General features: G+C 64.1%; 23 protein-coding genes. 16 read left to right on the top strand and 7 right to left on the bottom strand.

Annotated features, from left to right (window positions below; genetic code table 11):
* Nucleotides 1-12: 12 nt before the first annotated feature.
* Nucleotides 13-1707 carry a SulP family inorganic anion transporter gene (locus MJ205_RS07745; protein ID WP_239811916.1) on the bottom strand — a complete coding sequence of 565 codons (1695 nt, stop codon included), beginning with the start codon at nt 1705-1707 and terminating at the stop codon, nt 13-15.
* A gap of 270 nt (nt 1708-1977) precedes the next feature.
* Between MJ205_RS07745 and MJ205_RS07750 the strand changes: the two genes are divergently transcribed.
* The 4 genes from MJ205_RS07750 (at nt 1978) to MJ205_RS07765 (ending at nt 4723) form a co-directional block, all read left to right on the top strand.
* A complete protein-coding gene (locus MJ205_RS07750; RefSeq protein ID WP_239811917.1) occupies nt 1978-2415 on the top strand; it encodes a BON domain-containing protein in 438 nt (145 codons plus the stop codon).
* A 185-nt stretch (nt 2416-2600) separates the two neighbouring features.
* A complete protein-coding gene (locus MJ205_RS07755) occupies nt 2601-3614 on the top strand; it encodes an LD-carboxypeptidase (protein WP_239811918.1) in 1014 nt (337 codons plus the stop codon).
* A 204-nt stretch (nt 3615-3818) separates the two neighbouring features.
* Nucleotides 3819-4031 carry a hypothetical protein gene (locus tag MJ205_RS07760; RefSeq protein WP_239811919.1) on the top strand — a complete coding sequence of 71 codons (213 nt, stop codon included), beginning with the start codon at nt 3819-3821 and terminating at the stop codon, nt 4029-4031.
* Nucleotides 3986-4723 (top strand): adenylate/guanylate cyclase domain-containing protein, encoded by a 738-nt coding sequence (locus MJ205_RS07765; RefSeq protein ID WP_239811920.1) that lies wholly within the window; start codon nt 3986-3988, stop codon nt 4721-4723. The genes MJ205_RS07760 and MJ205_RS07765 overlap by 46 nt, the downstream gene beginning before the upstream one ends.
* 61 nt (nt 4724-4784) lie before the next feature.
* Here MJ205_RS07765 and MJ205_RS07770 read toward each other — a convergent pair whose 3' ends face one another.
* From MJ205_RS07770 to moaA, 3 genes are all read right to left on the bottom strand, one after another.
* Nucleotides 4785-5114: a thioredoxin family protein gene (locus tag MJ205_RS07770; protein ID WP_239811921.1), complete on the bottom strand. Its 330-nt coding sequence runs from the start codon at nt 5112-5114 to the stop codon at nt 4785-4787.
* A 73-nt stretch (nt 5115-5187) separates the two neighbouring features.
* Nucleotides 5188-5841, bottom strand: coding sequence for a molybdenum cofactor guanylyltransferase MobA (gene mobA, locus MJ205_RS07775; protein ID WP_239811922.1), 654 nt, complete (start codon nt 5839-5841; stop codon nt 5188-5190).
* A gap of 69 nt (nt 5842-5910) precedes the next feature.
* A complete protein-coding gene (gene moaA, locus MJ205_RS07780) occupies nt 5911-7053 on the bottom strand; it encodes a GTP 3',8-cyclase MoaA (protein WP_305852725.1) in 1143 nt (380 codons plus the stop codon).
* Nucleotides 7054-7206: 153 nt separating this feature from the next.
* Here moaA and MJ205_RS07785 point away from each other — a divergent pair, with 153 nt between their 5' ends.
* Complete coding sequence (locus MJ205_RS07785) at nt 7207-8499, top strand: TIGR03862 family flavoprotein (RefSeq protein WP_239811923.1); 1293 nt, start codon at nt 7207-7209, stop codon at nt 8497-8499.
* Between the two features lie 20 nt (nt 8500-8519).
* On the opposite strand, the gene MJ205_RS07790 is transcribed toward MJ205_RS07785, so the two are convergent.
* On the bottom strand, nt 8520-9158 hold the full coding sequence (locus MJ205_RS07790; RefSeq protein WP_239811924.1) for a GntR family transcriptional regulator: 639 nt from the start codon (nt 9156-9158) through the stop codon (nt 8520-8522).
* A gap of 131 nt (nt 9159-9289) precedes the next feature.
* Here MJ205_RS07790 and scpA point away from each other — a divergent pair, with 131 nt between their 5' ends.
* The 8 genes from scpA to MJ205_RS07830 all read left to right on the top strand — a co-directional run bounded on the left by scpA (nt 9290) and on the right by MJ205_RS07830 (nt 19045).
* Nucleotides 9290-11464, top strand: a complete 2175-nt coding sequence (gene scpA / locus MJ205_RS07795) for a methylmalonyl-CoA mutase (RefSeq protein WP_239811925.1) — start codon at nt 9290-9292, stop codon at nt 11462-11464.
* 60 nt (nt 11465-11524) lie between these two features.
* Nucleotides 11525-11695: a hypothetical protein gene (locus MJ205_RS07800; protein ID WP_239811926.1), complete on the top strand. Its 171-nt coding sequence runs from the start codon at nt 11525-11527 to the stop codon at nt 11693-11695.
* Entirely contained in the window at nt 11692-12150 is a 459-nt protein-coding gene (locus tag MJ205_RS07805; RefSeq protein WP_239811927.1) for a GNAT family N-acetyltransferase, read from the top strand. Before MJ205_RS07800 ends, MJ205_RS07805 begins: the two co-directional genes overlap by 4 nt.
* Nucleotides 12151-12241: 91 nt before the next feature.
* Nucleotides 12242-13279: a methylmalonyl Co-A mutase-associated GTPase MeaB gene (gene meaB, locus MJ205_RS07810; protein WP_239811928.1), complete on the top strand. Its 1038-nt coding sequence runs from the start codon at nt 12242-12244 to the stop codon at nt 13277-13279.
* Between the two features lie 60 nt (nt 13280-13339).
* Nucleotides 13340-14872, top strand: a complete 1533-nt coding sequence (locus tag MJ205_RS07815; RefSeq protein ID WP_230777196.1) for an acyl-CoA carboxylase subunit beta — start codon at nt 13340-13342, stop codon at nt 14870-14872.
* 14 nt (nt 14873-14886) lie between these two features.
* On the top strand, nt 14887-16092 hold the full coding sequence (locus tag MJ205_RS07820; RefSeq protein ID WP_239811929.1) for a hypothetical protein: 1206 nt from the start codon (nt 14887-14889) through the stop codon (nt 16090-16092).
* A gap of 50 nt (nt 16093-16142) precedes the next feature.
* Nucleotides 16143-18191, top strand: a complete 2049-nt coding sequence (gene accC, locus MJ205_RS07825; RefSeq protein ID WP_239811930.1) for an acetyl-CoA carboxylase biotin carboxylase subunit — start codon at nt 16143-16145, stop codon at nt 18189-18191.
* Nucleotides 18192-18274: 83 nt separating this feature from the next.
* Entirely contained in the window at nt 18275-19045 is a 771-nt protein-coding gene (locus MJ205_RS07830) for a YdcF family protein (protein ID WP_239811931.1), read from the top strand.
* 12 nt (nt 19046-19057) lie between these two features.
* On the opposite strand, the gene MJ205_RS07835 is transcribed toward MJ205_RS07830, so the two are convergent.
* Nucleotides 19058-20131: a LacI family DNA-binding transcriptional regulator gene (locus MJ205_RS07835; RefSeq protein ID WP_446715063.1), complete on the bottom strand. Its 1074-nt coding sequence runs from the start codon at nt 20129-20131 to the stop codon at nt 19058-19060.
* Between the two features lie 189 nt (nt 20132-20320).
* Between MJ205_RS07835 and MJ205_RS07840 the strand changes: the two genes are divergently transcribed.
* The 3 genes from MJ205_RS07840 (at nt 20321) to eda (ending at nt 23464) form a co-directional block, all read left to right on the top strand.
* Nucleotides 20321-20854 carry a gluconokinase gene (locus MJ205_RS07840; RefSeq protein WP_239811932.1) on the top strand — a complete coding sequence of 178 codons (534 nt, stop codon included), beginning with the start codon at nt 20321-20323 and terminating at the stop codon, nt 20852-20854.
* Nucleotides 20855-20990: 136 nt separating this feature from the next.
* Complete coding sequence (gene edd, locus MJ205_RS07845) at nt 20991-22838, top strand: phosphogluconate dehydratase (RefSeq protein WP_239812691.1); 1848 nt, start codon at nt 20991-20993, stop codon at nt 22836-22838.
* The gene (gene eda / locus MJ205_RS07850; RefSeq protein WP_239811933.1) at nt 22823-23464 is read left to right on the top strand and encodes a bifunctional 4-hydroxy-2-oxoglutarate aldolase/2-dehydro-3-deoxy-phosphogluconate aldolase; all 642 of its coding nucleotides are present in this window, start codon (nt 22823-22825) and stop codon (nt 23462-23464) included. Before edd ends, eda begins: the two co-directional genes overlap by 16 nt.
* Before the next feature lie 253 nt (nt 23465-23717).
* On the opposite strand, the gene MJ205_RS07855 is transcribed toward eda, so the two are convergent.
* Entirely contained in the window at nt 23718-23987 is a 270-nt protein-coding gene (locus MJ205_RS07855; RefSeq protein WP_239811934.1) for a DNA-directed RNA polymerase subunit alpha C-terminal domain-containing protein, read from the bottom strand.
* Nucleotides 23988-24495: the final 508 nt, after the last annotated feature.

Raw genomic sequence — 24495 nt, forward strand, 5'->3', positions numbered from 1 at the left:
GCGCCCGAATCGCTAGATCGCATACTCGATGCCGTCATCGCTGTGCGCGCGGTTCATCGCTTGCAGAAACTCGGCATCGGTGCGGTACATGCGCAGATGCGGATTGTCCTGCAGCAGGCCGGCGCGTTGGAGGCGGGCTTCGACGGGCAGCTTCATGCCGACGATATGCAGCATGCCGCCGCGCTTGGCAGCCATGCGCTCCAACCGCACAAACGCTTCGACGCCGGTGATGTCAATCTGGTTCATCGGCTGGGCCAGCAGCGCCAGTTGCCGGTAGTGCGCGTGCTGGGTCCACAGGTTGGCGGCGCGCTCCTCGAGCGCTGCTGCCGATGCAAAGTCCAGCTCCGAATCCATGCGCAGGGCCAGCAGGTCCGGGGCCAGCGCAGGCAATTGCCACAGATGGCGGTCGCGCAGGCTGCCGTCCGGGTGCAGGCCGACCTCCACAATGCGCGGGTGCAGCCGGTTGTAGAGAAAGTAGCAGGAACTGAGCAGGATGCCCGAGAGCACGCCCCAGTAGATGCGCGGTGCCGTCAGCAAGGTGATCCCGAAAGTGGCGACCGCAATGCATCCTTCGACACGCGAGATCTTGAACAGATAGAGCAGGGCACGCGGCTTGACCAGGTTGGCGACGGCCGTCATCACAATCGCGGCCAGTGCCGCCTGCGGCACATGGTAGAGCGCCGGGATGAACCACAGCACCACGCTGACGACCAGCAAAATCGAGAACACATTGGCATAGCCGGTCTTGGCACCGGCCAGCAGATTGACGGCCGAGCGCGAGAACGAGGCGCTGGTGGCAAAGCTGCCGAACAGGCCGGCGCTCATCTTGGACAGGCCTTGCGCCACCAGCTCCTGGCTGCTGTCCCAGCGTGTACCCGCCTGTTGGTGCTCGACCTGGGCGCTGGATGCGGTCTCTAGCGCGCTGACCAGCGAAATCACCAGCACCGGCATGACGAGCAGGCCAAATTGCGACCAGTCCAGCATCCCCGGCCAGACCAGGTGCGGCAGGCCAGTGGGCAGGTGGCCGACCACCGCGCCGCCTTTGTCGGCAAAGTCGGTCAGCCAGCTGATCAGCCCGGTGCCGGCGATGACGAACACCGCCGACGGGAAGGCCGGGCGCCACTTCTTGCCCAGCACCAGGATGGCGACGCTGGCCAGTCCCAGCAGGATGGAGCGCCAGTCAAACAGGCCCAGCGACGGGTTGTCCCAGACGGTAGCCCAGTCGCTGCGCATGCCCAGCAAACTGGGCAGTTGCGAGGCCAGGATCAGCAGCGCGGCAGCCTGGGTGAAGCCGGCCAGCACCGGTGAGGTGACCAGGTTCAGCAGCCAGCCGGCACGCACCAGGCCCAGGCTCAGTTGCACCAGGCCGGCCAGGATGGCCATCCAGGCGGCCAGCACCACCCACTGGGCCGAGCCCGGTTCGGCCATGCCGGTCAGCGATGCACCGATCAGCAAGGCGCTCAATGCAGTGGGCCCGACACCCAGCCGAGGGGACGGGCTGAAAAGAATGGCCACGGCCGCCGGGATCATCGATGCATAGATCCCCGTGATCAGCGGCATGCCCGCCAGATGCGCGTAAGCCACTCCCTGGGGCACCAGCATCAACCCGACCGTCATGCCGGCCATGAATTCACCACGCAAGAGCTGTGGGGTAGGCCTGGGCCAGCGCAGGAACGGAAAGATACGGTGAATCAGGGTGGGCTGCATGGCTGCATTGTCGCCGCATCAACCCCGTCTTGCAGCGTGTCTCCTGCGCCCGCGCGACTGCGGGCAGTGGCCTGGGCCGTTCCTCGGGCTGATCGGCGGCCGGTGTTTGTGAAGCATTGCCAAGCCCTGGTATCTGGCCGGTATCGCTTGCCGCAGCTTGTTGCAATGGCTTGGCAAGCGGCGGCCGCGCCGCGACAATCGTCAGCGCAGACCAGGCCTTGTCTGCGCGCCGCCGCTGCTTGTATCTGTTTGCCTTTGCATTTGCATTCCATGCCCATGATCCGCCGCTTCACCCCGCTTCAAGCCATCGCCATCGCAGCGCTGGTGCTCGCTGTGCTCGGCGCTGGCCTGGTGGCACTGTGGCAGTCCGGGGCCTTGCAGCAGGGCCGGGGCTGGAGCCAGGGACTGGCACACACACTGGACGCCTCGGGCCAGCGGGCCAGCCAGGCCGTTGAGCGCGCAGCCCAGTCCAACCGCCAGCGCGCCGATGATGATGCGATCACCTCCCAGGTGGTGGATGCGCTGGCCGCCTCGCAAAGCCCTGACCTGGTGGCGCTGCAGGTGGAGACCTCCCACGCAATGGTCACGTTGCGCGGCACGGTCTCCTCCCAACCGCTGCTCGACCGTGCGGTGGCGATTGCGGGCAGTGTGCTGGGGGTGCATGGCGTTTTCAGCCTGATCCAGGTGCATGCCGATGCGCTCGGATGAGCAGCCCTGCCGTGCGGCAGTCCCTGCCTGGCCCATGGCATTAGTCCCCGTGTGGCCCGTCCCCATGGCAGTTGGCCGCATAATGCCGCCCAACACCGAAGGTGCCGGTTGTGCATGCAGAACCGGGCACCGCTCTTCATATCCGGCAGCCTTGGGCCTGCCTTTCTCTACCTCCGTTTGCCGCCATGCACCAGCACGACCACTCCCATGACCACGACCATGGTCACTGCGACCACGCGCACTGCCAGCACCACCATGCCCCCGGCTCCAAGCATATTTATGTGTACTCCCCATCGGGGGCGGTGCGTGACAAAAAGGCGTTCAAACGCGCGGTGAAGCGCCTGGAGGCCATGGGGCACCAGGTGGAGGTGGACCAGGATGCGCTCGCCTCCAGCACGCGTTTTGCAGGCGACGATGACACGCGCCTGGCGGCGATCACGCGCGCCTGCCAAAGCGGCGCCGATGTGGCCATGATCAGCCGGGGCGGCTACGGGCTCTCGCGCCTGTTGCACCGCCTGGACTATGAACAGATCGCCCAGGCCGTCGCCTCCGGCACGCGTTTTGTCGGCCTGAGCGATTTCACCGCATTCCAATTGGCGCTGTATGCCAGGACCCGCGCGGTGACCTGGGCCGGCCCGGCGCTGGTGGGCGATTTTGGCGCCGAAGAGGGCGTCGATGACATCATGCAGGATTGCTTTGAAGACCTGCTGAGCGGGGCTGGCGAAGGCGCTGGCTGGCGGCTGGCGCCGGAAAAGGCGGGCACGGTGACGGGCGCGTCAGCCTCGGACGATGTCTACATCCCCAAGGCGACGCTGTGGGGCGGCAACCTGGCGATGATCGCATCCCTGGTGGGCACACCGTACCTGCCCAAGGTCAAGGGCGGGGTACTGTTTATCGAGGATGTAGGTGAGGCGCCCTACAAGGTGGAGCGCATGCTGACCACCTTGCTGCACGCCGGCGTGCTGGCCCAGCAAAAGGCCGTGGTGTTTGGCCAGTTCAGTGACTACCATCTCAATGCGCATGACAAGGGCTTCAAGCTCGCCAGCGTCGTGCAGTGGCTGCGCACGCAGATCGAGGCGCCGGTGTTCACCAACCTGCCTTTTGGCCATGTTCCGACCAAGGTGCTGCTGCCGGTGGGCGCCCAGGTTTCGCTGAGTGTTGAAGGCCGGGACGCATTGATTTATTGGGGCCATCAATAAGCATCCACCGCCAGCAGCCGCAGGCTTCGACCACGATTTGTCGCAGGCTCCATGTGTTGGAATCTTAACAATTCGTAAGCTCCACGACAGGCTCAAGACTGGTCGGGCATGCTGGTTTGCAGTGTAATATGCATGGTCGCCATTGATGCATAGGCTGGCGTTGCTCCTGGGGAGGAGGTAGCGACGGCCGTAACAAGAAAATCCATGACAACTGTCGCCACCGTGGTATTCATCGATATCTCGGGCAGTACCGCATTGTTCGAAACCTTGGGCAATGAACGCGCTGCGCGAGCCGTCGCGGGCATGACGGACGCTTTCAAGCAGGTCGTCGTGCAGGCGGGGGCCGGGTCATCAAAACGCTCGGCGATGGTGTGCTGGCCATTTTCAACAGCAGTGCGTTGGCCGTCAGCGCCATGACGATGCTGATGCGCCGCCATTACGGGCAATGGGATTCGCTGCCCCCCTCGCAGAAATTCCATGTGCGCGTGGGCATGAGTACCGGCGAAGTGGTGCTGATGGAAGGCGACTGCTATGGCGACTCGGTCAACATGGCGGCGCGTCTGTGTGAGAAGGCCGGCCACCGCGAGGTCTGGGCTGCAGCCTCGACGATGGAGTCCGGCGCCCGCGCCGACACGGTGTTTGTGCCGATGGGCTGGATGGATGTGCGTGGCAAGGCCGAGCAGCAAATGCTCTACCAGGTGCAATGGATCGAGCCGGAAGCCCAGGACGTCGTCACCGCCTACGACTCGGTGTTGCCGATGAAGCCCGAAGCCGTGGTGCAGATGCGCCTGCGGCTGGCATCGGGCGGCCTCGAGCGCTTTTTCAGCACCCAGGAGATGCCGATCTTTGTCGGACGCTCATCCGATTCGGAGTGGGTCGTGCTGGACCGGCGTGTCTCCCGCCAGCATGGCCGCATCGACTGGCGCAGCGGCAATGTCATCTACACCGATCTGAGCCGCTATGGTACCTGGGTGAGCTTTGGTGCCAACCCTGCCACCGCCGTGCGGCGCGAGTCGGTGCAACTGCACGGGATGGGCGTGATGTACTTTGGCGTGTCACCCGAGGATCCGACCGCGCCGAGCACGGCGTTCTCGGTCACGCCGGTCTGAGGCATACCCCTGGCTGGCGCATCGATAGGCGTCGCCGGGCGCAACGCCGGTGTATTCATGTTTACGGCGCTTGCAGCGCGGCCAGTGCCGTCTCGATGCTTGCTGCCGTCGTGGGCCGCACCACGCGCGCCACTTCCTGCCCATTGCGCAGCATCACCAGCGTGGGCCAGAGCTTGATGCGGTAGCTGCGGCCCAGCGGCCGGCCTGGGCCGTCTTCCACTTTCAGATGACGGATATCGGCGCGCGGGGCCAGCGCCTGCTCGATCAGGCCTTGTGCCCCCAGGCAATGCGGGCACCAGGGGGTGCCAAATTCCAGGACGGTCAAGCCCGCTTGGGTATCGATGTCGGAGCGCTGGGGCTCCTGGCTGAGGTGCTGTGCCGAGTAGGTCAAAAGGCGGCTCCAAGGTGGGGATGCTGATCTGGTCTGTTATAGCACCGGCACAGACCGTGTCCGTCAGCGCCAGTCACTTGTGCGGCGGTGGCATGTCCTGCAGACGAGCCAGCTCTTCGGGCGTATTGGCGTTATAAAAGGCCTGGGCATCGTCAAATGGCACGAGGCAATGGCCATGCTGCGCTGCCCATTGCCGCAGTTTGCGCCCGCCGCCGGCCACAAATTGCCGCACGCTACCCGCCAGGCTGGCATGGATCAGGCAGAACGTGGGTTGCAAAACCGGGCGTGTGCTGCCGGCCTCATCGGGCGGGGTGCAGGCCATCGCAATCGGGCAGCCCTGGGCGGCAGTGGCCTGCGCCAGGCGCCGGGCGAGGTCCTGCGGAAAATAGGGTGTGTCGCAGGCCACCGTCAACAGCCATGGCGTTTGGCAGGCCGCCAGGCCGGCGGCAAATCCTGCCAACGGGCCTGCGTAAGTTTCGGTGTCCGGCAAATGCAGGTCTGCCACCACCGGGTAGCCCAGCGCGCGGTAGGTATCCAGGTGGCGATTGGCGTTGATGAGCAGCGGACCCACTTGGGGCTGCAGCCGTTGGGCGCAATGCCATGCCAGCGCTTGGCCGCCCAGCAGTTGCAGGCCTTTGTCTGCCCCGCCCATGCGCGAGCCCTGGCCGCCCGCCAGTACCAGGCCGGTGATGTGTTCAGGGGGAATGGCGACGACAGAAGAGGGCATGGTCGGCAAAGGCAGCAGGTACTCAGGCGATCTGGTGGTGGCATCCATCAGAAGGGCGTGATGGCGCAGTCAGCCACCGATATAGCTCATCTCCACGCGCTGGCGCTGCTGGGCGAGCTCGGGGTGTTGGCTGCGCCGCTCGCTGTAGTTGTCGCTGCGCTGGCCCCAGACCTGGGCAATGGCCTGGCGAATATCGCTGTCGCTGGCGCCATTGCGCAGCAACGCGCGCAGGTCCCAGCCTTCGCTGGCAAACAGGCACAGAAACAGCTTTCCCTCGGTCGACAGGCGTGCGCGGTTGCAGTCGTGGCAGAAGGCGTGCGTGACGCTGCTGATCAACCCAATCTCCCCCAGGCTTGGATCATGCCGGCCGTTGGCACCGACATAGCCCCAGCGCACCGCCGTCTCTCCAGGCGCAGTCGCGGACAAGGGGGTCAGTGCAAAAGCCGACTGCAGGCGCTCCAGCACCGCATCCGAGGGCAGCACTTCTTCCAGCCGCCAGCCATTGGTGGCGCCGACATCCATGAACTCGATAAAGCGCAGGGTGACGCCGCTGCCGCGAAAGTGGCGCGCCATCGCGACGATCTCGTGGTCATTGACACCTCGCTTGACCACCATGTTCACCTTGATGTTGGCAAAACCCACGGCCTGCGCGGCCTCGATGCCCTGCAGCACGGTGGCGACCGGAAAGTCCATGTCGTTCATCTGGCGGAACAGCGGATCGCTCAGGCTGTCGAGGCTGACGGTCAGCCGCTTGAGCCCGGCGTCTTTGAGCGCACGGGCCTTGCGTGCCAGAATGGAGCCATTGGTCGTCAAGGTCAGGTCCATCGGCGCGCCGTCCAGCGTTTGCAGCTCGGCCAGCTGGGCAATCAGCGCTTCGAGGTTTTTGCGCAGCAGCGGCTCGCCACCGGTGATGCGCAGCTTGCCGACGCCAAGTTGCGAAAACAGGCGCGCAGTACGGGTGATCTCCTCGAAACTGAGCAAATCGCCATGCGGCAGATACACGTGGTCCTTGTCGAACACATCCTTGGGCATGCAGTAGCTGCAGCGGAAATTGCAGCGGTCTGTGACGCTGATGCGCAGATCCCGCAGCGGCCGCTGGCGCAGGTCGTGCACCGCATTGCCGTGCGGCAGTGCGACGCCGGCCGGTGCGGGCATAGCCAGACCTGCATCGCGCAGACGCAGGTCAACCAGGGAAATGACAGGACGATCCATGGCCGAATGGTACTAGAGGGCGCCTTCCGATGTGGCCTTGCGGTTATGCGCTGCCTTGCCAAGCAGCAAAAAGTACCAATCCCCGGTTGCCGGTGGCCCGAGTTGGTGTATGGTTCGCCCCCTTGTTCTCTTTTGCTTTGCGTGATTTTTGCCATGACCTTGCCCAGCCATTCCTCTTCTTCACCCGCCCCATTGGATGTCGCGGTTATTGGTGGCGGCCCGGCTGGCTTGATGGCGGCGCACCGTCTGGCGCAGTCCGGTCTGCAGGTGACGGTGTATGACGCGATGCCGTCGGTGGGGCGCAAGTTCCTGCTCGCCGGGCGCGGCGGGCTCAACCTCACCCATTCGGAGCCGATGGCACCGTTTGTCGGGCGTTATGGGCGTCAGCAGGCGGTGGTCGCATCCTGGCTGCAGTATTTTGGCGCTGCCGAAGTGCAGGCCTGGGCGCAGGATTTGGGTGTCGAGACCTTTGTAGGTACCTCGGGCCGGGTGTTCCCGAAAGACATGAAAGCGGCGCCGCTGCTGCGCGCCTGGCTGGTGGCCATGCGGGCTGCAGGCGTGCGTTTTGCAATGCGCCACCGCTGGCTGGGCTGGGATGATGCAGGCGCGCTGCGCTTTGCGGTGCCCGATGGCGAGACCGCCGTGCAAGCCCGGGCCACCGTGCTGGCGCTGGGCGGAGGAAGCTGGGCACGCCTGGGATCGGACGGCGCCTGGATGCCGCTGCTGGCGCAGGCGGGCGTCAGCACCGTGGCACTGGAGCCAGCCAACTGCGGTTTTGATGTGCGCATGCTGCCAGCGGCCCATGGCGAGACCGCACCCGGCTGGTCGCCGTTTTTTGCCAGCAAGTTTGCCGGCCAACCCTTCAAATCGGTGGCCATCCGTTTTGACGATGGCAGCGAAGCGGGCTTTGCACGCCGAGGAGAATTTGTGGCGACTGACTCGGGCGTGGAAGGCAGCCTCATCTATGCGGTGTCCGCTCCGCTTCGCGAGGCCATCAAGGCCCAGGGGAGTGCAACGTTTTTTGTCGACCTGCTGCCCGATCACAGCGCAGAGCGCGTACTCGCCGAGGTCCGCCACCCGCGCGGCTCGCGCAGCCTGGCCAGCCACCTCAAGGGCCGGCTGGGGCTCGACGGCATCAAGGCGGCACTGCTGTTCGAGGTGTTGGGCAAGGAGGGCATGCAGGATGCGCAGAAATTGGCCGCCACCATCAAGGCGGCTCCCATCACAGTCACCGCTACCCGCCCGATGGATGAAGCGATCAGCACTGCCGGTGGCGTGGCGTTCTCCGCGCTGTCGCATGACCTGATGTGCCATGCCCGTCCGGGGCTCTTTTGCGCGGGCGAGATGCTGGACTGGGAAGCGCCGACCGGTGGCTATCTGCTGACCGCCGCGTTGTCGAGCGGCGTGCGCGCGGCGCAGGGTGTTGCGCATTTTCTCAAGGGCTGATCCCACCGCAGCGGTAGCAGCTATGCGGACGCTGCGGCCAGCCCGTTCTTGAAATGCAGCTTCACGCAGGCGCGTGCTGCCTGGCTGTCATGCGTGGCCAGCGCCTGCATCAGCGCCCGGTGCTCCTGCAGCGATTCCTCGATGCGGCCGGATTTGAACAGCGAGTTGTGGCGGTTGAGCTTCATCACCTTGCGCAAGTCGGCGACCATCTGGCTGAGCCATTTGTTGTCCAGCATCTCCAGCACGCGCATATGAAACTGCTCATTGGCCATAAAGAACGCATCGCGCTCATGGACGGCAGCTTCCAGCGCGTCGTGCAGGCCTTGTAGCTCAGCGATCTGCTCGGCACTGGCGCAGCTGGCCAGTTCGGCGGCCGCATCGCTTTCCAGCAATGCGAGCAGGTGGTAGACCTGGAGCAGGTCTTTTTGCGACACCTCAGTCACATAGGCGCCACGGCGCAGCTTCATGGTGACCAGGCCCTCGGTCGCCAAAACCTTCAAGGCCTCGCGCAAAGGCGTGCGGCTGATGCCTATTTCTTCGGCAATCTTCAACTCATCGATCCAGCTGCCCGGCGGCAGCTGGTGCGCAAAAATGCGTTGCCGCAGTAGCTCGGCAACGTCCTGGTACAGCGCGCGTGGCGCAAAATTGGGGAGGCTCATCGGTGGCGCCATTGTACAGAAGGCGACTGAAATTCAAAATTCTGCATTCATAATTATGAATAATGTACACTTGCCTGGTGGCCGTGGGTAGGCCAATATGTATTGTCTATAACATATTCCGAGCTTGAGACATGACTGATTCCGCGAAGCACAACACTGCATCCGAGTTCCCCAAGGCCGACCGCGCTGCCTGGGACAAGGCCGCCAGCAAATCCGCCCCGGGTGGTGATGTCACCAACCTCGATTGGCTGACGCCCGATGGAATCACGGTCAAGCCGCTCTATACCGCTGCCGATACTGCCGACCTGCCTTTTGCCGATACCTTGCCGGGCTTTGCGCCGTATCTGCGCGGCCCGCAGGCTACGATGTACGCGGTGCGCCCCTGGACCATTCGCCAGTACGCCGGCTTTTCGACGGCCGAAGAGTCCAATGCCTTCTACCGCAAGGCGCTGGCGGCGGGCGGCCAAGGCGTGTCGGTCGCGTTTGACCTGGCCACCCACCGTGGTTACGACAGTGACCACCCCCGCGTGACGGGTGACGTCGGCAAGGCCGGTGTGGCGATCGACTCGGTCGAGGACATGAAGATCCTGTTCAACAGCATTCCGCTGGACAAGGTCTCGGTGTCGATGACGATGAATGGCGCGGTGCTGCCGGTGCTGGCCGGCTATGTGGTGGCGGCCGAAGAGCAGGGCGTTGCGCAGGACCAGCTGTCGGGCACGATCCAGAACGACATTCTCAAAGAGTTCATGGTGCGCAACACCTACATCTATCCGCCCAAGCCGAGCATGCGCATCATCGGCGACATCATCGAGTACACGAGCCAGAACATGCCCAAGTTCAACTCGATCTCGATCAGCGGCTACCACATGCAGGAAGCCGGCGCCAACCAGGCGCTGGAGCTGGCCTTTACCTTGGCGGACGGCAAGGAATATGTGAAAACCGCCATCGCCAAAGGCATGGACGTGGATGCCTTTGCCGGGCGCCTGTCCTTCTTCTGGGCGGTGGGCATGAACTTCTACCTCGAAATCGCCAAGATGCGGGCCGCCCGCCTGCTGTGGTGCCGCATCATGACCGGGTTCGACGCGAAGAACCCCAAGAGCCTGATGCTGCGCACCCACAGCCAGACCAGCGGCTGGAGCCTGACCGAGCAGGACCCCTATAACAATGTGGTGCGCACCACCATCGAGGCGATGGCCGCCGTGTTTGGCGGCACGCAGTCCTTGCACACCAATGCGCTCGACGAAGCGATTGCGCTGCCCACCGAGTTCAGCGCCCGCATTGCGCGCAACACCCAGCTCATCATCCAGGAAGAGACCCACATCACCAATGTGATCGACCCCTGGGCTGGCAGCTACATGATGGAAAAGCTGACCCAGGACATGGCCGATGCCGCCTGGAAGATCATCGAGGAGGTCGATGCCATGGGTGGCATGACCCAGGCGGTGGACAGCGGCTGGGCCAAGCTCAAGATCGAGGCCGCTGCCGCAGAGAAGCAGGCGCGCATCGATTCGGGCAAGGAAGTGATTGTCGGCGTTAACAAATACAAGCTGGCCAAGGAAGACCCGGTCGATATTCTGGAAGTGGACAACGTCAAGGTGCGCGACAGCCAGATTGCACGCCTGAACCAGATCAAGGCCACGCGCGATGCGGCTGCTGTTGACAAGGCACTGCACGCACTGAGCGCTGCTGCCGAGTCCGGCGAAGGCAATCTGCTGGATCTGGCGATCCAGGCCGTTCGGCTGCGTGCCACCGTCGGTGAGGTGTCCGACGCACTGGAAAAGTCCTTTGGCCGCCACCGCGCCGATACGCAAAAGGTGACCGGCGTCTACGCGGCCGCCTATGACTCGGCCGAAGGCTGGGAAAACCTCAAGGACGAGATTGCTGCCTTTGCCGAAGCGCAAGGCCGCCGCCCCCGCGTGATGATTGCCAAGCTCGGCCAGGACGGCCATGACCGGGGGGCCAAGGTGGTCGCCACCGCCTTTGCCGATCTGGGCTATGACGTCGACATGGGCCCGCTGTTCCAGACTCCCGAGGAATGCGCCCGCCAGGCCATCGAGAATGACGTTCACGCCGTCGGCGTCTCGACCTTGGCCGCCGGCCACAAGACGCTGGTGCCCGCGATCATTGAAGAACTCAAGAAGCAGGGCGCCGATGACATCATCGTGTTTGTCGGCGGCGTGATCCCTGCGCAGGACTATGACTATCTGTACAACGCCGGCGTCAAGGGCGTCTACGGCCCGGGCACACCGATCCCGGCCAGTGCCAAGGATGTGCTGGAGCAGATCAAAAAGGCGGTCTCCGTATAAATCTGTATGCGCAAGGGCCAACAAGCACCTTTCTGGCAAGACTATTTGAAGACCCTTGTCATGATGTTCGTCGAGCCTGTCCTTGGCATCCTATATTTGTACATGTTGTACCGGGTGCTAACTTTGCCGGCCTGGGGCCAGGTGCTGGTCGGGTTGGGCGTTTGGGTGGCCCTGGGTTATGGCGGCTATTTACTGCACCAAAAGATGAAGAAAGGCCTGGAGAAACGATGAATCTCTCCTTCGCCCCGGTGGATGCCAGCGATTTCGAATCGCTGTTCGCGCTGCGCGTAGCCGCCATGCGCCCCAGCCTGGAGCGGCTGGGCATCTTCAACATGGACCATGCCCGCAAGCGTTTTCAGCGCCAGTTCGAGCCGCAGTACATGCAGCACATCTGTGTGGATGAGGGCGCAGGCGAGGGCCCTCAGCGCGCAGGGCTGCTGACCTTGGTGCCCTATGACGATGGCCGCCTGAAACTGCAGCACCTGTACCTGCTGCCGGCCTGGCATAACCGCCGCATTGGCGACTGGGCGCTGCAGCAGGTGCAAACCCAAGCGCGCCGCGAAGGCCGCGCGGTGTGGTTGGAGGTGCTCAACCAGAGCGATGCGATCCGTTTCTACGAGCGCCATGGCTTTGTGCAGACGGGCGGCGATCCGATTGACCTGTTGTACCAGTGGACCCCGGCGTAGAGGTAGTGGATATGGTGTTGGCGAAACAAATGATGGTTGCATGCGCTTGTTGCGCAGAGGCTTTGCAGCTATGTGGCGGCAGGGCGGCGGCATGAATACCGAGGTTGCCGAGCGCGTTGCCGCCATTACGCAAGGGGACAACCCGGCGCTGCAGCGCCGCGCGATGGCCAAGGCCATCACCTTGCTGGAATCCACCCGTGCCGACCACCGTGCGCTGGGTGACGCGCTGCTGACGGCGCTGTTGCCGCACACCGGCCAGTCCTTTCGCCTGGGCATCAGTGGCGTGCCGGGCGTGGGCAAATCGACGTTTATCGAAACCCTGGGGCTCTATCTGATCGGCAAGGGCCTGCGTGTGGCCGTGCTGGCGATCGATCCGTCGTCGACGGTGTCAGGCGGCTCGATCCTGGGTGACAAGACGCGCATGGAGCAACTGTCGATGCGGACTGAAGCCTATATCCGGCCCAGCCCGTCGAGCGGCACGCTGGGCGGCGTGGCAGAGAAGACACGCGAGGCCGTGCTGGTCTGCGAAGCGGCGGGCTATGACGTGGTAATGGTCGAGACCGTCGGCGTTGGCCAAAGCGAGATTGCGGTGCATGGCATGACCGACATGTTCTGCGTGCTGCAGTTGCCCAATGCCGGCGATGACCTGCAGGCCATCAAAAAAGGCGTGATGGAGCTGGCTGATCTGGTGGTCATCAACAAGGCCGATATCGATCAGAATGCAGCCACCCGTGCGCAGGCGCAGATCACCTCCAGCCTGCGCTTGCTGGGCATGCATGGCAGCCATGACCCTGCGGCACGCGGTGCGCTGTGGCAGCCCCGGGTGATACAGATCAGCGCGCTGCTGGGCGATGGCGTGGAGGCCTTCTGGGAGGCTGTGAGCAGCTACCGCCAGATGCAGACCGGCAATGGCTGCCTGGCGATGCGGCGCGAAAAGCAGTCGCTAGCCTGGATGTGGGAGCGCATTGACCATGGGCTCAAGCTGGCGTTTCGCAGCCACCCTGCCGTGCGCGATATGCTGCCTGCTGTGCAGCAGCAAGTCGCATCGGGCCAGTTGGCGGCATCGACGGCGGCCAGAAACCTGCTGCAGGCGCAAAGCGGTGCAGCAATGATTCAGAAAGCGGATTGACCCGGGTTGCGAGCCCGGATCAAGACAGAGAGACAACCTAGCAAGCTTCAAGGATGGAACATGCAAGATATCTTGGAACAACTGGAGAAAAAGCGTGAACTCGCCCGCCTCGGCGGCGGGCAAAAGCGCATCGATGCACAGCACAAGAAGGGCAAGCTGACCGCGCGTGAACGCATCGAGCTGCTGCTCGATGACGGCACCTTCGAAGAGTGGGACATGTTCGTCGAGCACCGCTGCACCGACTTCGGCATGGAAGAGACCAAGATCCCCGGCGATGGCGTGGTCACCGGCTACGGCATGATCAATGGGCGTCTGGTCTTTGTGTTCAGCCAGGATTTCACCGTGTTTGGCGGCGCGCTGTCCGAGACCCATGCCGAGAAGATCTGCAAGGTGATGGACCAGGCGATGAAGGTCGGCGCGCCAGTGATCGGCCTCAACGATTCGGGCGGCGCCCGCATCCAGGAAGGCGTGGCATCGCTGGGCGGCTATGCCGATGTGTTCCAGAAGAATGTGCTGGCCTCGGGCGTGGTGCCACAGATCTCGATGATCATGGGCCCCTGCGCCGGTGGCGCGGTCTACTCGCCGGCGATGACGGACTTCATCTTCATGGTCAAGGATTCGAGCTACATGTTTGTCACCGGCCCCGAAGTGGTCAAGACCGTGACGCATGAACAGGTGACCGCCGAAGAGCTGGGGGGCGCGCTGACCCACACCAGCAAGAGCGGTGTGGCCGACATGGCGTTCGACAACGATGTCGAGGCGCTGATGATGCTGCGCCGCCTCTACAACTACCTGCCGCTGAACAACCGCGAAAAGGCACCGGTGCGCGCGACGACCGATCCGGTCAGCCGTGCCGATATGTCGCTTGACACGCTGGTGCCCGAGAACCCGAACAAGCCCTATGACATGAAGGAGCTGATCGCCAAGACCGTTGATGATGGCGATTTCTTTGAGCTGCAGCCCGAGTACGCCAAGAACATCCTGATCGGCTTTGCCCGCATGGCCGGCCAGACCGTCGGCATTGTGGCCAACCAGCCGCTGGTGCTGGCCGGCTGCCTGGATATCAAGAGCTCCATCAAGGCGGCCCGCTTTGTGCGCTTTTGCGATGCCTTCAACATCCCGGTGGTCACCTTTGTCGATGTGCCCGGCTTCATGCCTGGCACCAGCCAGGAATACGGCGGCATCATCAAGCACGGTGCCAAGCTGCTGTATGCGTATGCCGAATGCACGGTGCCAAAAATCACCGTCATCACCCGCAAGGCTTACGGCGGTGCCTATGACGTGATGGCCTCCAAGCACCTGCGCGGTGATGTGAACCTGGCCTGGCCACAAGCGGAAATTGCGGTCATGGGCGCCAAGGGGGCTGTCGAGATCATCTTCCGCGAAGACAAGAACGACCCGGACAAGCTCTCCAAGCGCGAGGCCGAGTACAAAAGCCGCTTTGCCAACCCCTTTGTTGCCGGCGCCCGGGGCTTCATCGACGATGTGATCCTGCCGCACGAGACGCGCAAGCGCATCTGCCGCAGCCTGGAAATGCTCAAGAACAAGCAGCTTGAGAACCCCTGGCGCAAGCACGGCAATATCCCGCTGTAAGCGCCGCAGGCCCGATGCGTCCCACCCCCGCCACACCCCGCATGGCCGCAACGCGGCTGGCGCAGCGATTGCAGGCGCGCCGCCTGTTGGCGCTGCGCTTGCTGTGCGCGGCCGTGGCTGGCGTTGCCGGGGCCGCGTGGGCGCAAGCCCCTGCCATTTCGCGAGCGGCACCGGGCACCGGTTGCGTCGCTCGCAGTGGCGCGCCTCTGGCCCAGTCCACGCAGTATGTGTTCTCGTACCAGGGAGGCTGCGAAAACGGCCTGGCCCAGGGCGAGGGACGGGCGCAATGGCTGCCGCGCGGCGATGCCGCTGCGGCGCCGGTGGTGTGGCAGGGCCGCTTTGACCGGGGGATTTTCCTCAGCCGCCCGGCAGCGCGCGCTGCCCGGCCCCTGGCCGACAGCCAAGTGCTGCTCGATCTGGGGCCCTTGGCGGACAGCGAAGGCAAGGGCGGGCGCCTGTGGGTGCAGGCGGCATTGGATGGCAACACGCCGGCCGATGCCTGTGCACCGGTGGCGCTGCATGTGCTGGTGGACATCCATTCACCGCTGGGCTCCGAGCAGGTGGCCAGGCAGTGGCTGCAGGCGGCCTTGCAGCACTGGCAGCGTGCCTGCCCCGCTGCAGCGCAGAACCTGGTGCGGCTGATGCTGTACCAGGGCTTCGAGCTGGCGGCCGACGCCGATGGCCATCTGCCCGCGCCGGTGGTGCGGGCCACGGCCTCGCTGCAGGGGCGTGAGCTGCTGTTCCAGCAGTACAGCAACAACGCAGCGGCGCAGCAGCAGCACAATGCCGGCCAGCCCGAACAGCAGCGTGAGTACAGCGCCAATGCCCAGCGGCTGCAGGCGATGGTGCGCCAGTACCAGGCCCGGCGCGTGGTGGACCTGCCCACTCTGGACAAAAACCTGGCCAGCTTGCGCGGCCAGGTGGTGCTGGTGGGTGTGCGGCCCGAGCGCATCCTGTCGCGCAGGCTGGCGACGGTGCGCACGGCCCACCGCGATGGCTGGGACGGCACGGCAGCCGTGGTCGAAGGCCAGGAGATTGCCCGCTGGGGCAAGGACAGCCGCCTGCTGGCTGTGAAGGTGCAAGGGCGTTCCACTGATGTGCGCACGCAGGACCAGGTAATGCTGCAGCTGCTGGGCAGTGCGCGCTGCAGCGAGATCGATTGCGAAGACTATCTGCTCATGCCCGGCGGGCATTGGGCACATGACAAGGCGCTGCCGTAAGCACGGCAGCAGGGTGGCCAACCGAGAGATTCAACAAAGAGACGACAACCATGTTCAGCAAAATCCTGATTGCCAATCGCGGCGAGATTGCATGCCGCGTGATCGCCACGGCCCGGACCATGGGCATCCAGACCGTTGCGGTCTACTCCGATGCGGACAAGGACGCGCGCCATGTGAAGCTGGCCGACGAGGCCGTGCATATTGGCGCGGCTCCGAGCCGCGAGTCCTATCTGCTGGCCGACCGCATCATCGATGCGGCCCGCAAGACCGGCGCGCAGGCCATCCACCCGGGCTATGGTTTCCTGTCCGAGAACGAGGCCTTTGCCAAGCGCTGCGAAGACGAGGGCATTGCCTTTATCGGCCCCAAGGCGCATTCGATTGCTGCGATGGGTGACAAGATCGCGTCGAAGAAGCTGGCGAACGAAGCCAAGGTCAACACCATCCCAGGCTACAACGATGCCATCGAGAACGCAGAAAAAGCGGTGGGCATCGCGCAGGGCATTGGCTACCCGGTGATGATCAAGGCATCGGCCGGCGGCGGCGGCAAGGGCCTGCGCGTGGCCTATAACGACAAGGAGGCGCTGGAGGGCTTTACCGCCTGCCAGAATGAAGCCCGCAACAGCTTCGGCGATGACCGGATCTTTATCGAGAAGTTCGTGCAGGAGCCGCGCCATATCGAGATCCAGATCCTGGGCGACAGCCATGGCAATGTGGTCTACCTGAACGAGCGCGAATGCTCGATCCAGCGCCGCCACCAGAAGGTGATCGAAGAGGCGCCATCGCCCTTCATCAGCGATGCCACCCGCAAGGCGATGGGCGAGCAGGCGGTCGCGCTGGCCAAGGCAGTGCAGTACCAGAGTGCGGGCACGGTGGAATTTGTCGTCGGCAAGGACCAGGACTTCTACTTTCTCGAGATGAACACGCGCCTGCAGGTGGAGCACCCGGTGACCGAGTGCATCACCGGCCTGGATTTGGTCGAGCAGATGATCCGCGTGGCGGCAGGCGAGAAGCTGTCCATCAGCCAGGCCGATGTGAAGCGTGATGGCTGGGCGATCGAATGCCGCATCAATGCCGAGGACCCGTTCCGCAACTTCCTGCCATCGACCGGCCGTCTGGTGCGTTTTGAGCCGCCCAAGCAGACCATGTGGCAGGCCGATACCACCCATTTGCAGGGGGTGCGCGTCGACACCGGTGTGTACGAGGGCGGTGAGATCCCCATGTACTACGACTCGATGATTGCCAAGCTGATCGTGCATGGCAAGGACCGCAACGAAGCGATTGCGAAGATGCGCGAGGCGCTCAACGGCTTTGCGATCCGCGGCATCAGCTCGAACATCCCCTTCCAGGCAGCGCTGCTGGCCCATCCCAAGTTTGTCTCGGGCCAGTTCAACACCGGCTTTATCGCCGAGCACTACGGCCATGGTTTCCATGCAGAGGACGTGCCTCATGAGGACACCGATTTTCTGGTGGCGCTGGCGATGTTCCGCAACCGCCGCTACCGCGCGCGAGCCTCCACCATCAGCGGCCAGATGCTGGGCCACCAGGTGCGTGTGGGCCACAGCTACACGGCCGTGGTGCTGGGCGCCGAAGGCCAGCACCGCTTTGTCTCGGCCGAGGTGACCGATTTTGACGACGAAGCCCGCGTCTGCAAGGTCAGCATTGGCGACAAGGTCTACCAGTTCAGCAGCGAAGCGGTGCTGCGCGATGTCGTCACCCACGGCACCTGCAACGGCCAGCCCTTTACCGCCCAGATCGAGCGCGGCACGGCCAAGAACCCGCTCGCGCTGCGCGTGATCCACAATGGCACGCAGCGCGACATCCTCGTGCTGTCCGAGCGCGGCGCCGCGCTCTACCAGCTGATGCCGTACAAGGCGCCACCGGATCTGTCCAAGTTCCTGCTCTCGCCCATGCCCGGCCTGCTGGTCGATGTGACGGTGCAGCCAGGCCAGAAGGTGCAGGCCGGCGAGAAGCTGGCGGTCATCGAGGCGATGAAGATGGAGAACATCCTGTTTGCGACGCAGGACGGCATTGTCAGCAAGGTGAGTGCCGCCAAGGGCAATTCGCTGGCGGTTGACGATATCATCCTGGAGTTCGAATGATCTGATTGCTTTGCCCGCATGCAGACCCGCTGCCCCGCAGCGGGTTTTTTTGTGGGCCAAGAAGGGTGTACGAGGGAATGGGAATGCAACGAGCTTTGTTGGCCTTGGCCGCGCTGGTGCTGCTGGGGCTGGGCGCCGTGCCATTGGCGGCCGGGCACTTTCACCTGGGGGTGCTGGTGCCTGTGGGGCTGGGCCTGGCCGGTGGCTACCTGGCCTGGCGCTGGTGGGCGGTGCAGGCCTGGTGCGCGGCTGCGCCCTGGCGCCGCGCATGCTGGCGTGCCGCCTGGTTGGGCTTGGCCTTGTGGGTGGTCAGCGTGGGCTGGCTCTGGCAGCGCATTGCCGGCCTGGGGCAGACACCGGCGACCACGCCGCCGGTGGCTGCGATCGTGGTGCTGGGCAGCGGAACGCAAGACGGCAAGCCGCGCCCGGCGCTGGCCATGCGGCTGGATACCGCCGCACAGCTGGCGGCCTTGCAGCCGCAGGCGGTGCTGGCAGTGACCGGCGGGGTGGACTTTGGGCAGGACGAGAGCGAGGGCGCCATCATGGCGCGTTACCTGGCCCAGACCCATGGGCTGGACCCTGCAACGATGGTGGTGGAAGCGCGCAGCACCAGCACCGTGCTCAACCTGGAATGGACCGGCCCCCTGCTGCAGCAGCGCGGCGTGGATCTGGCGCAGCCTATTGCGATTGTCAGCAGCGATTTTCACCTCTGGCGCGCGCTGCAGATTGCCCGCAGCCAGGGCTTTGGCCAGCCCATTGGCGTGGCGGCCCCGACACCGTTGCTGACCCGGTTCAACGTCTGGCTGCGCGAGTACTTTGCGGTGGCCAGCAGCTGGGCCTTGGGGGAGTGGTAGCGGCTAAATACGTCAGGTGCTGGCGCGCCGCACCAGGTGGTAGCCCAGATCCAGCCGGTTCTGCGTCACCGGCTGGCCTTGCACCAGCTGCAGCAGCATCGTGGCGGCCTGGGCACCAATGGCGCTGCGGGGGGTGTGGATGGTGGTCAGCGGCGGCACCATCTGCGCGCTGCCGGGCAGGTCGTTGAAACCGGCAATCGCGATTTGCGCGGGCACGGCCAGCCTCAGGCGGTTGGCAGCCAGCAGCGCGCCCTGGGCCAGGTCGTCGTTGCAGAAAAATACTGCATCCACGCCGCTGCCCAGCTGCAGCACCTGCTCCAGCAGCTGAGCGCCCAAGGCCAGCGACGAGCGCTCGGGACTCAGGATCTCCAGGCTGGGGTCGGCCAGGCCCGCCTGCTGCAAGGCCCGGCGGTAGCCCTGCAGGCGCTGCATGACGCGGGCATCCAGCTGGGCGCCGCAAAAGGCGATGCGGCGGTAACCCTGGGCCAGCAGGTGCTCCGTCATCGTCACACCGGCATCCACCTGCGAAAAGCCCACGCTGTGCACGCCAGCGGCAGCGCTGGCCGGGTGCAGTTCCATCAAATGCACGCAGGCCGTGCCACTGGTTGCCAGCAACTGCGCACTGCCGGCGCTGCGCTCATAACCGGTCAGCATCAGGCCGGCAGGGCGCATCGGCAGGTAGGCGCGCAGCAGTTGCTCTTCCTCAGCGGCGCTGTAATGCGATACCCCAATCAGCAGGTGGTACCCGGCGGCAAACAGTACCTTGTGCGCCGCTTCGAGCAAATCCACAAACAGGGTATTGCTGAGCAAAGGCACGATGACCAGCACCTGGTTGCTTTTCTGCGATGCCAGTGCGCGCGCGGCCGGGTCCGGCACATAGCCCAGGCGCAACGCCACCTCGCGCACCTTGTCTGCCAGCGCAGCAGCCACCCGGCGCTCACCGCGCAGTGCGCGCGACACCGTCATCGGGCTCACGCCAGCGGCATCTGCCACATCCTGTAAGGTGACCCGGCCGCTGGCACGCGAGCGGCGGCCAGCGGGCTCGGCCACTTGCGCGGGCAATGGGGTGGAAGAGGGCAGGGGCAAGCAATTCTCCGGTCGAGTCGGCAAGCAATATCCGGTATGATAGCGCTATCCCAGTTTGATGGGGAAGGAAGGCAGTGCCTGCAGGCGTCTCAAATGCTAAGTTGATTGCTGAATCGGCTTGTTCAAGAGGCGTCATCCAAGGGCAGTGCTTATTTTTTACCTGTATTGGATAGCGCTAACCCAATGACCATGTCCTCTAGTGATTCTTCGCGTCGGCGGCCTGTAGCTTTGGTGGTGATGGGGGTGTCGGGATGCGGCAAATCCAGCGCCGGTGAAGCCATTGCAACGCACCTGGGATGGCGCCTGGTCGAAGGCGACAGCTACCATGCGGCCGAAAGTGTGGCCAAGATGCAGGCGGGCATTGCGCTGACTGATGCCGACCGTGCAGGCTGGCTGCAGCGTCTGGCGCAGTTGCTGGCAGAGGCGGATGATGGCGGGGGTGTGGTGCTGACCTGTTCGGCACTCAAACGCCAGTACCGGGAGTTGCTGCGCGCGTCCCAGGCCCGGCTCGGCTTTGTGTTTCTGGATCTCAGCTACGAGACGGCCCTGGCACGGGTGCAGCAGCGCGCGGGGCATTTCTTCTCGCCCGAGCTGGTGGCCAACCAGTTTGCGACGCTGGAAGACCCCCGCGAGGAGGCGCAGGTATTGACTGTGGATGCCGACACCCCACTGGGGCACATAGCCCAGCAAGTGCAGCAGTGGCTCAATGCCCAGCAGCCTTGAGATCGTCAACAGGCTCTAAGTGCTGACAAAGCCTGGTGCCAGCGCCGGATGCGGCGGCTGTGCTATAAAAATTACATAAACAAGGGGATGCTGCGGCCTTGGCTGCAGGCCCCGGCAATGCAAAGGATTCCCCATGATGCAGATCCACCCCGTTCTTCAAGCGGTCACCGACCGCATCCGCGCCAAGAGCGCGGCCACGCGCAGCGACTATCTGGCCCAGCTGGACGCGATGGCCCAGCGGCCGCCGCAGATGCGCTCCATGGGCTGCGCCAATGTGGCGCATGCGGTGGCTGGTGTGCCTGCCAATGACAAGCTGCGCATTGTCGAGGTCAAGGGCCCGAATGTGGGCATTGTCACGGCCTACAACGATGTGCTGTCGGCCCATGCACCGCTGCAGCGCTACCCCGACATCCTGAAGGACGAGGCGCGCAAGCACGGCGCCACCGCGCAGGTGGCAGGGGGTGTGCCCGCCATGTGCGACGGGGTGACCCAGGGCATGCCGGGCATGGAGCTGAGCCTGTTCAGCCGCGATGCGATTGCGATGGGCACCGCCGTGGCACTGACCCATGACACCTTTGATGCGGCGCTGATGCTTGGCGTCTGCGACAAGATTGTTCCTGGTTTGCTGATCGGTGCCTTGCATTTTGGCCATCTGCCGATGGTGTTTGTGCCCGCAGGGCCGATGACCTCGGGCCTGTCCAACAACGACAAGGCCAAGGTGCGCGAGCTGGCCGCCCAGGGCCTGGTGGGCCGCGAAAAGCTGCTGGAAGCCGAGATGGCCGCCTACCATGATGCGGGCACCTGCACCTTCTACGGCACGGCCAACAGCAACCAGATGCTGCTCGAGGCCATGGGCCTGCATGTGCCTGGCAATGCCTTCATCAACCCCGGAGATGGCGCGCGTGAGCTGCTGACCCGCGAGGCGATGCGCACGGTGCTCAATATCACTGCCGGCAAGCGCTTTGCGCCGATTGGCCGCGTCGTCGACGAGCGCTGCATTGTCAACGCGATGGTGGCCTTGCTGGCCACCGGCGGCTCGACCAACCACCTGATCCACTGGGTGGCAGTGGCGCGGGCTGCGGGTATCGTCATCGACTGGAATGATTTCGAACAGCTGTCGTCGGTCGTGCCCCTGCTGGCACGTGTCTACCCCAATGGGGCAGCCGATGTGAACCAGTTCCAGGCGGCAGGCGGCCCGGGCTATGTGATTGGCCAGCTGCTGGCGGCAGGCCTGATGCATGGCGATGTGCTGACGGTGCGCCCCGAGGGCCTGGCGGCTTACGCCAGTGTGCCGCGCGTCGAAGCGGGCCAACTGGTGTGGCAAGCGGCCACCGAATCGGGTGACGACAGCGTGCTGCGCCCCGTCAGCGCGCCTTTCAGTCCCACCGGAGGCCTCAAGCTGCTGACCGGCAACCTGGGCCGCAGCGTCATCAAGGTCAGCGCCGTGCCGCTCGATCGCCATGTGCTGCGCGCGCCTGCCTGGGTGTTTGACTCGCAGGACGCGCTGCAAGAGGCCTTCAAGTCGGGGGCGCTGGAGCAGGCCTGCCAGACCAATGGGCACAACGGCGTGGTCTGCGTGGTGCGCTGGCAGGGCCCGCAAGCCAATGGCATGCCCGAGCTGCACAAGCTGACGCCCCCATTGGCCGTGCTGCAAGGCAAGGGCTACCAGGTGGCTTTGGTGACCGATGGGCGCATGAGCGGCGCCTCGGGCAAGGTACCCGCTGCCATCCATGTGTCGCCTGAAGCACTGGCCGGCGGCCCTCTGGCCAAAATTGAGAGCGGCGATATGGTGCTGCTGGACGCTGAAACCGGTATCATGCAGGCCGAAGTGGATGCCGCCGTCTGGGAGGCACGCCCGCTTGCCACGATACCGGCCGAGCAGCTGCGCGCCAATGGCCGTGGTCTGGGCCGAGAACTGTTTGCCGGATTCCGGCGCAATGCGCTGAGCGCAGAAGAAGGAGCCTGCACATGGCTGAGCAACTGACCGCCTTGTCGATCATGCAAGATGCACCGGTGATCCCGGTGATCGTGCTGCGCGATGTCAACCACGCCGTGTCCATGGCCAAGGCCCTGGTCGCAGGCGGTATCCGGGTACTGGAAGTGACCTTGCGCACGCCCCAAGGCCTGCCCTCGATCGAAGCGATTGCCAAGGCCGTGCCGGAGGCGATCGTCGGCGCAGGTACCGTGCGCAATGCCGCCGATGCGCATGCGGCTGCAGCGGCCGGTGCCCGCTTTGCGGTCAGCCCTGGCTACACCTCCAGCGTCGGCCAAGCCTGCCGCGAGGCCCGTTTGCCGCTGCTGCCTGGCGTTGCCACCAGCAGCGAGATCATGCAGGCGCAGCAAGATGGCTTCCAGGAACTGAAGTTCTTCCCCGCGCTGCAAGCCGGGGGCATCAACATGCTCAAGGCCTGGCAGGGCCCCTTCGCCGAAGTGCGGTTTTGCCCGACCGGCGGCATCACGCCCACCAACGCGCCAGAGTTTCTGGCGTTGAAGAATGTCGTCTGCGTGGGAGGATCCTGGCTGGTGCCCACCGATACCCTGGAGCGCGGCGACTGGGAACACATCACCTTGCTGGCGCGCGAAGCCGCTGGCTTGCGGTACAAGGGCTGACCGCGCAGCCGCAGGCGTGCGGATTAGCTGTGCGCCTGCTACCTACCCGGGCCCCTCTCAGGGCCTGCGGGCGATGGAAGTCATGCCAGGCGCGATGCTGCCATGACTGGCTGCTGCAGCGCCATCTGCTTCCACTCCGTTCTTGGATGACCAAGGCGGCGCAGCTGGGCATCGCGCCGCACAGCGCTGCCTGGTATGTGGTATTTGCCCAGCGACGCAAGTGCCGAGGGCGCAGGCTGCCCCCTTGGGGCCCTTATTCCTTGGACTGAGTCTGATCCCCACGGGAATGGCTGGAGGCATCTTCGGTCCACGCCTTGTAGCGGCCGGAATGCGGCTGGAACTGCTGTCCGGGAAACAGCGTTCGCTCGATATCGCGCAGTACCGTCATGCCCACACCATTGAGCTTGAGCAAGCGCTCGGGATATGCTTCGACCACCTGATCCACGGTGGTGATCGCGTGCCGCCCCAGGCTGTTGAGGGTTCTGCGAGAGAGCCTTTTGTTCAGGAGGAGTTCAGTGGCCATGGGATCATCAATCTATAAACAAAGCGGCAACGTCCGTCGTTGGAGTGAAGACAGGGGCCAGGCAACTGCTACTTCAGCGGGAGTTGCGATGCCCAAGCCTTTGCCCCAACGAGACAGGAATGGATACAAATCATGCTAAATCGCATTTTGTTATTCATTGATTCTATCAGCTTATAGCTAATTTGTAACTCAGAGGCGGGCGATTTCTGCCGATGAGAGATTGATTTGCGCCACATTAATGTAATTAAATGTATTTGTGCGCATATACTCAGCGATGTGCGGGGTGGAATGTCTGCGTTTCTTCCCAGCGGTATTTTCCTCCTAAAAAAATGAATCTCCGGCGCAACTATCCTTTAACCAAACTGCAGGTAATGGCTGGGAGGGCCTGCGCAAGGACCAGAAAATCACAGGGTTTGCCAAGGGCCGCCGTCACCGCTGCGCTGGCCGGTGTTGGGTTATTACGCAGGTCTATCATGCTATGTAATCCATAAAAACGGTTAAAGTAAGA

Source organism: Comamonas sp. B21-038 (assembly GCF_022387135.1).
Taxonomy (GTDB): domain Bacteria; phylum Pseudomonadota; class Gammaproteobacteria; order Burkholderiales; family Burkholderiaceae_C; genus Comamonas; species Comamonas sediminis.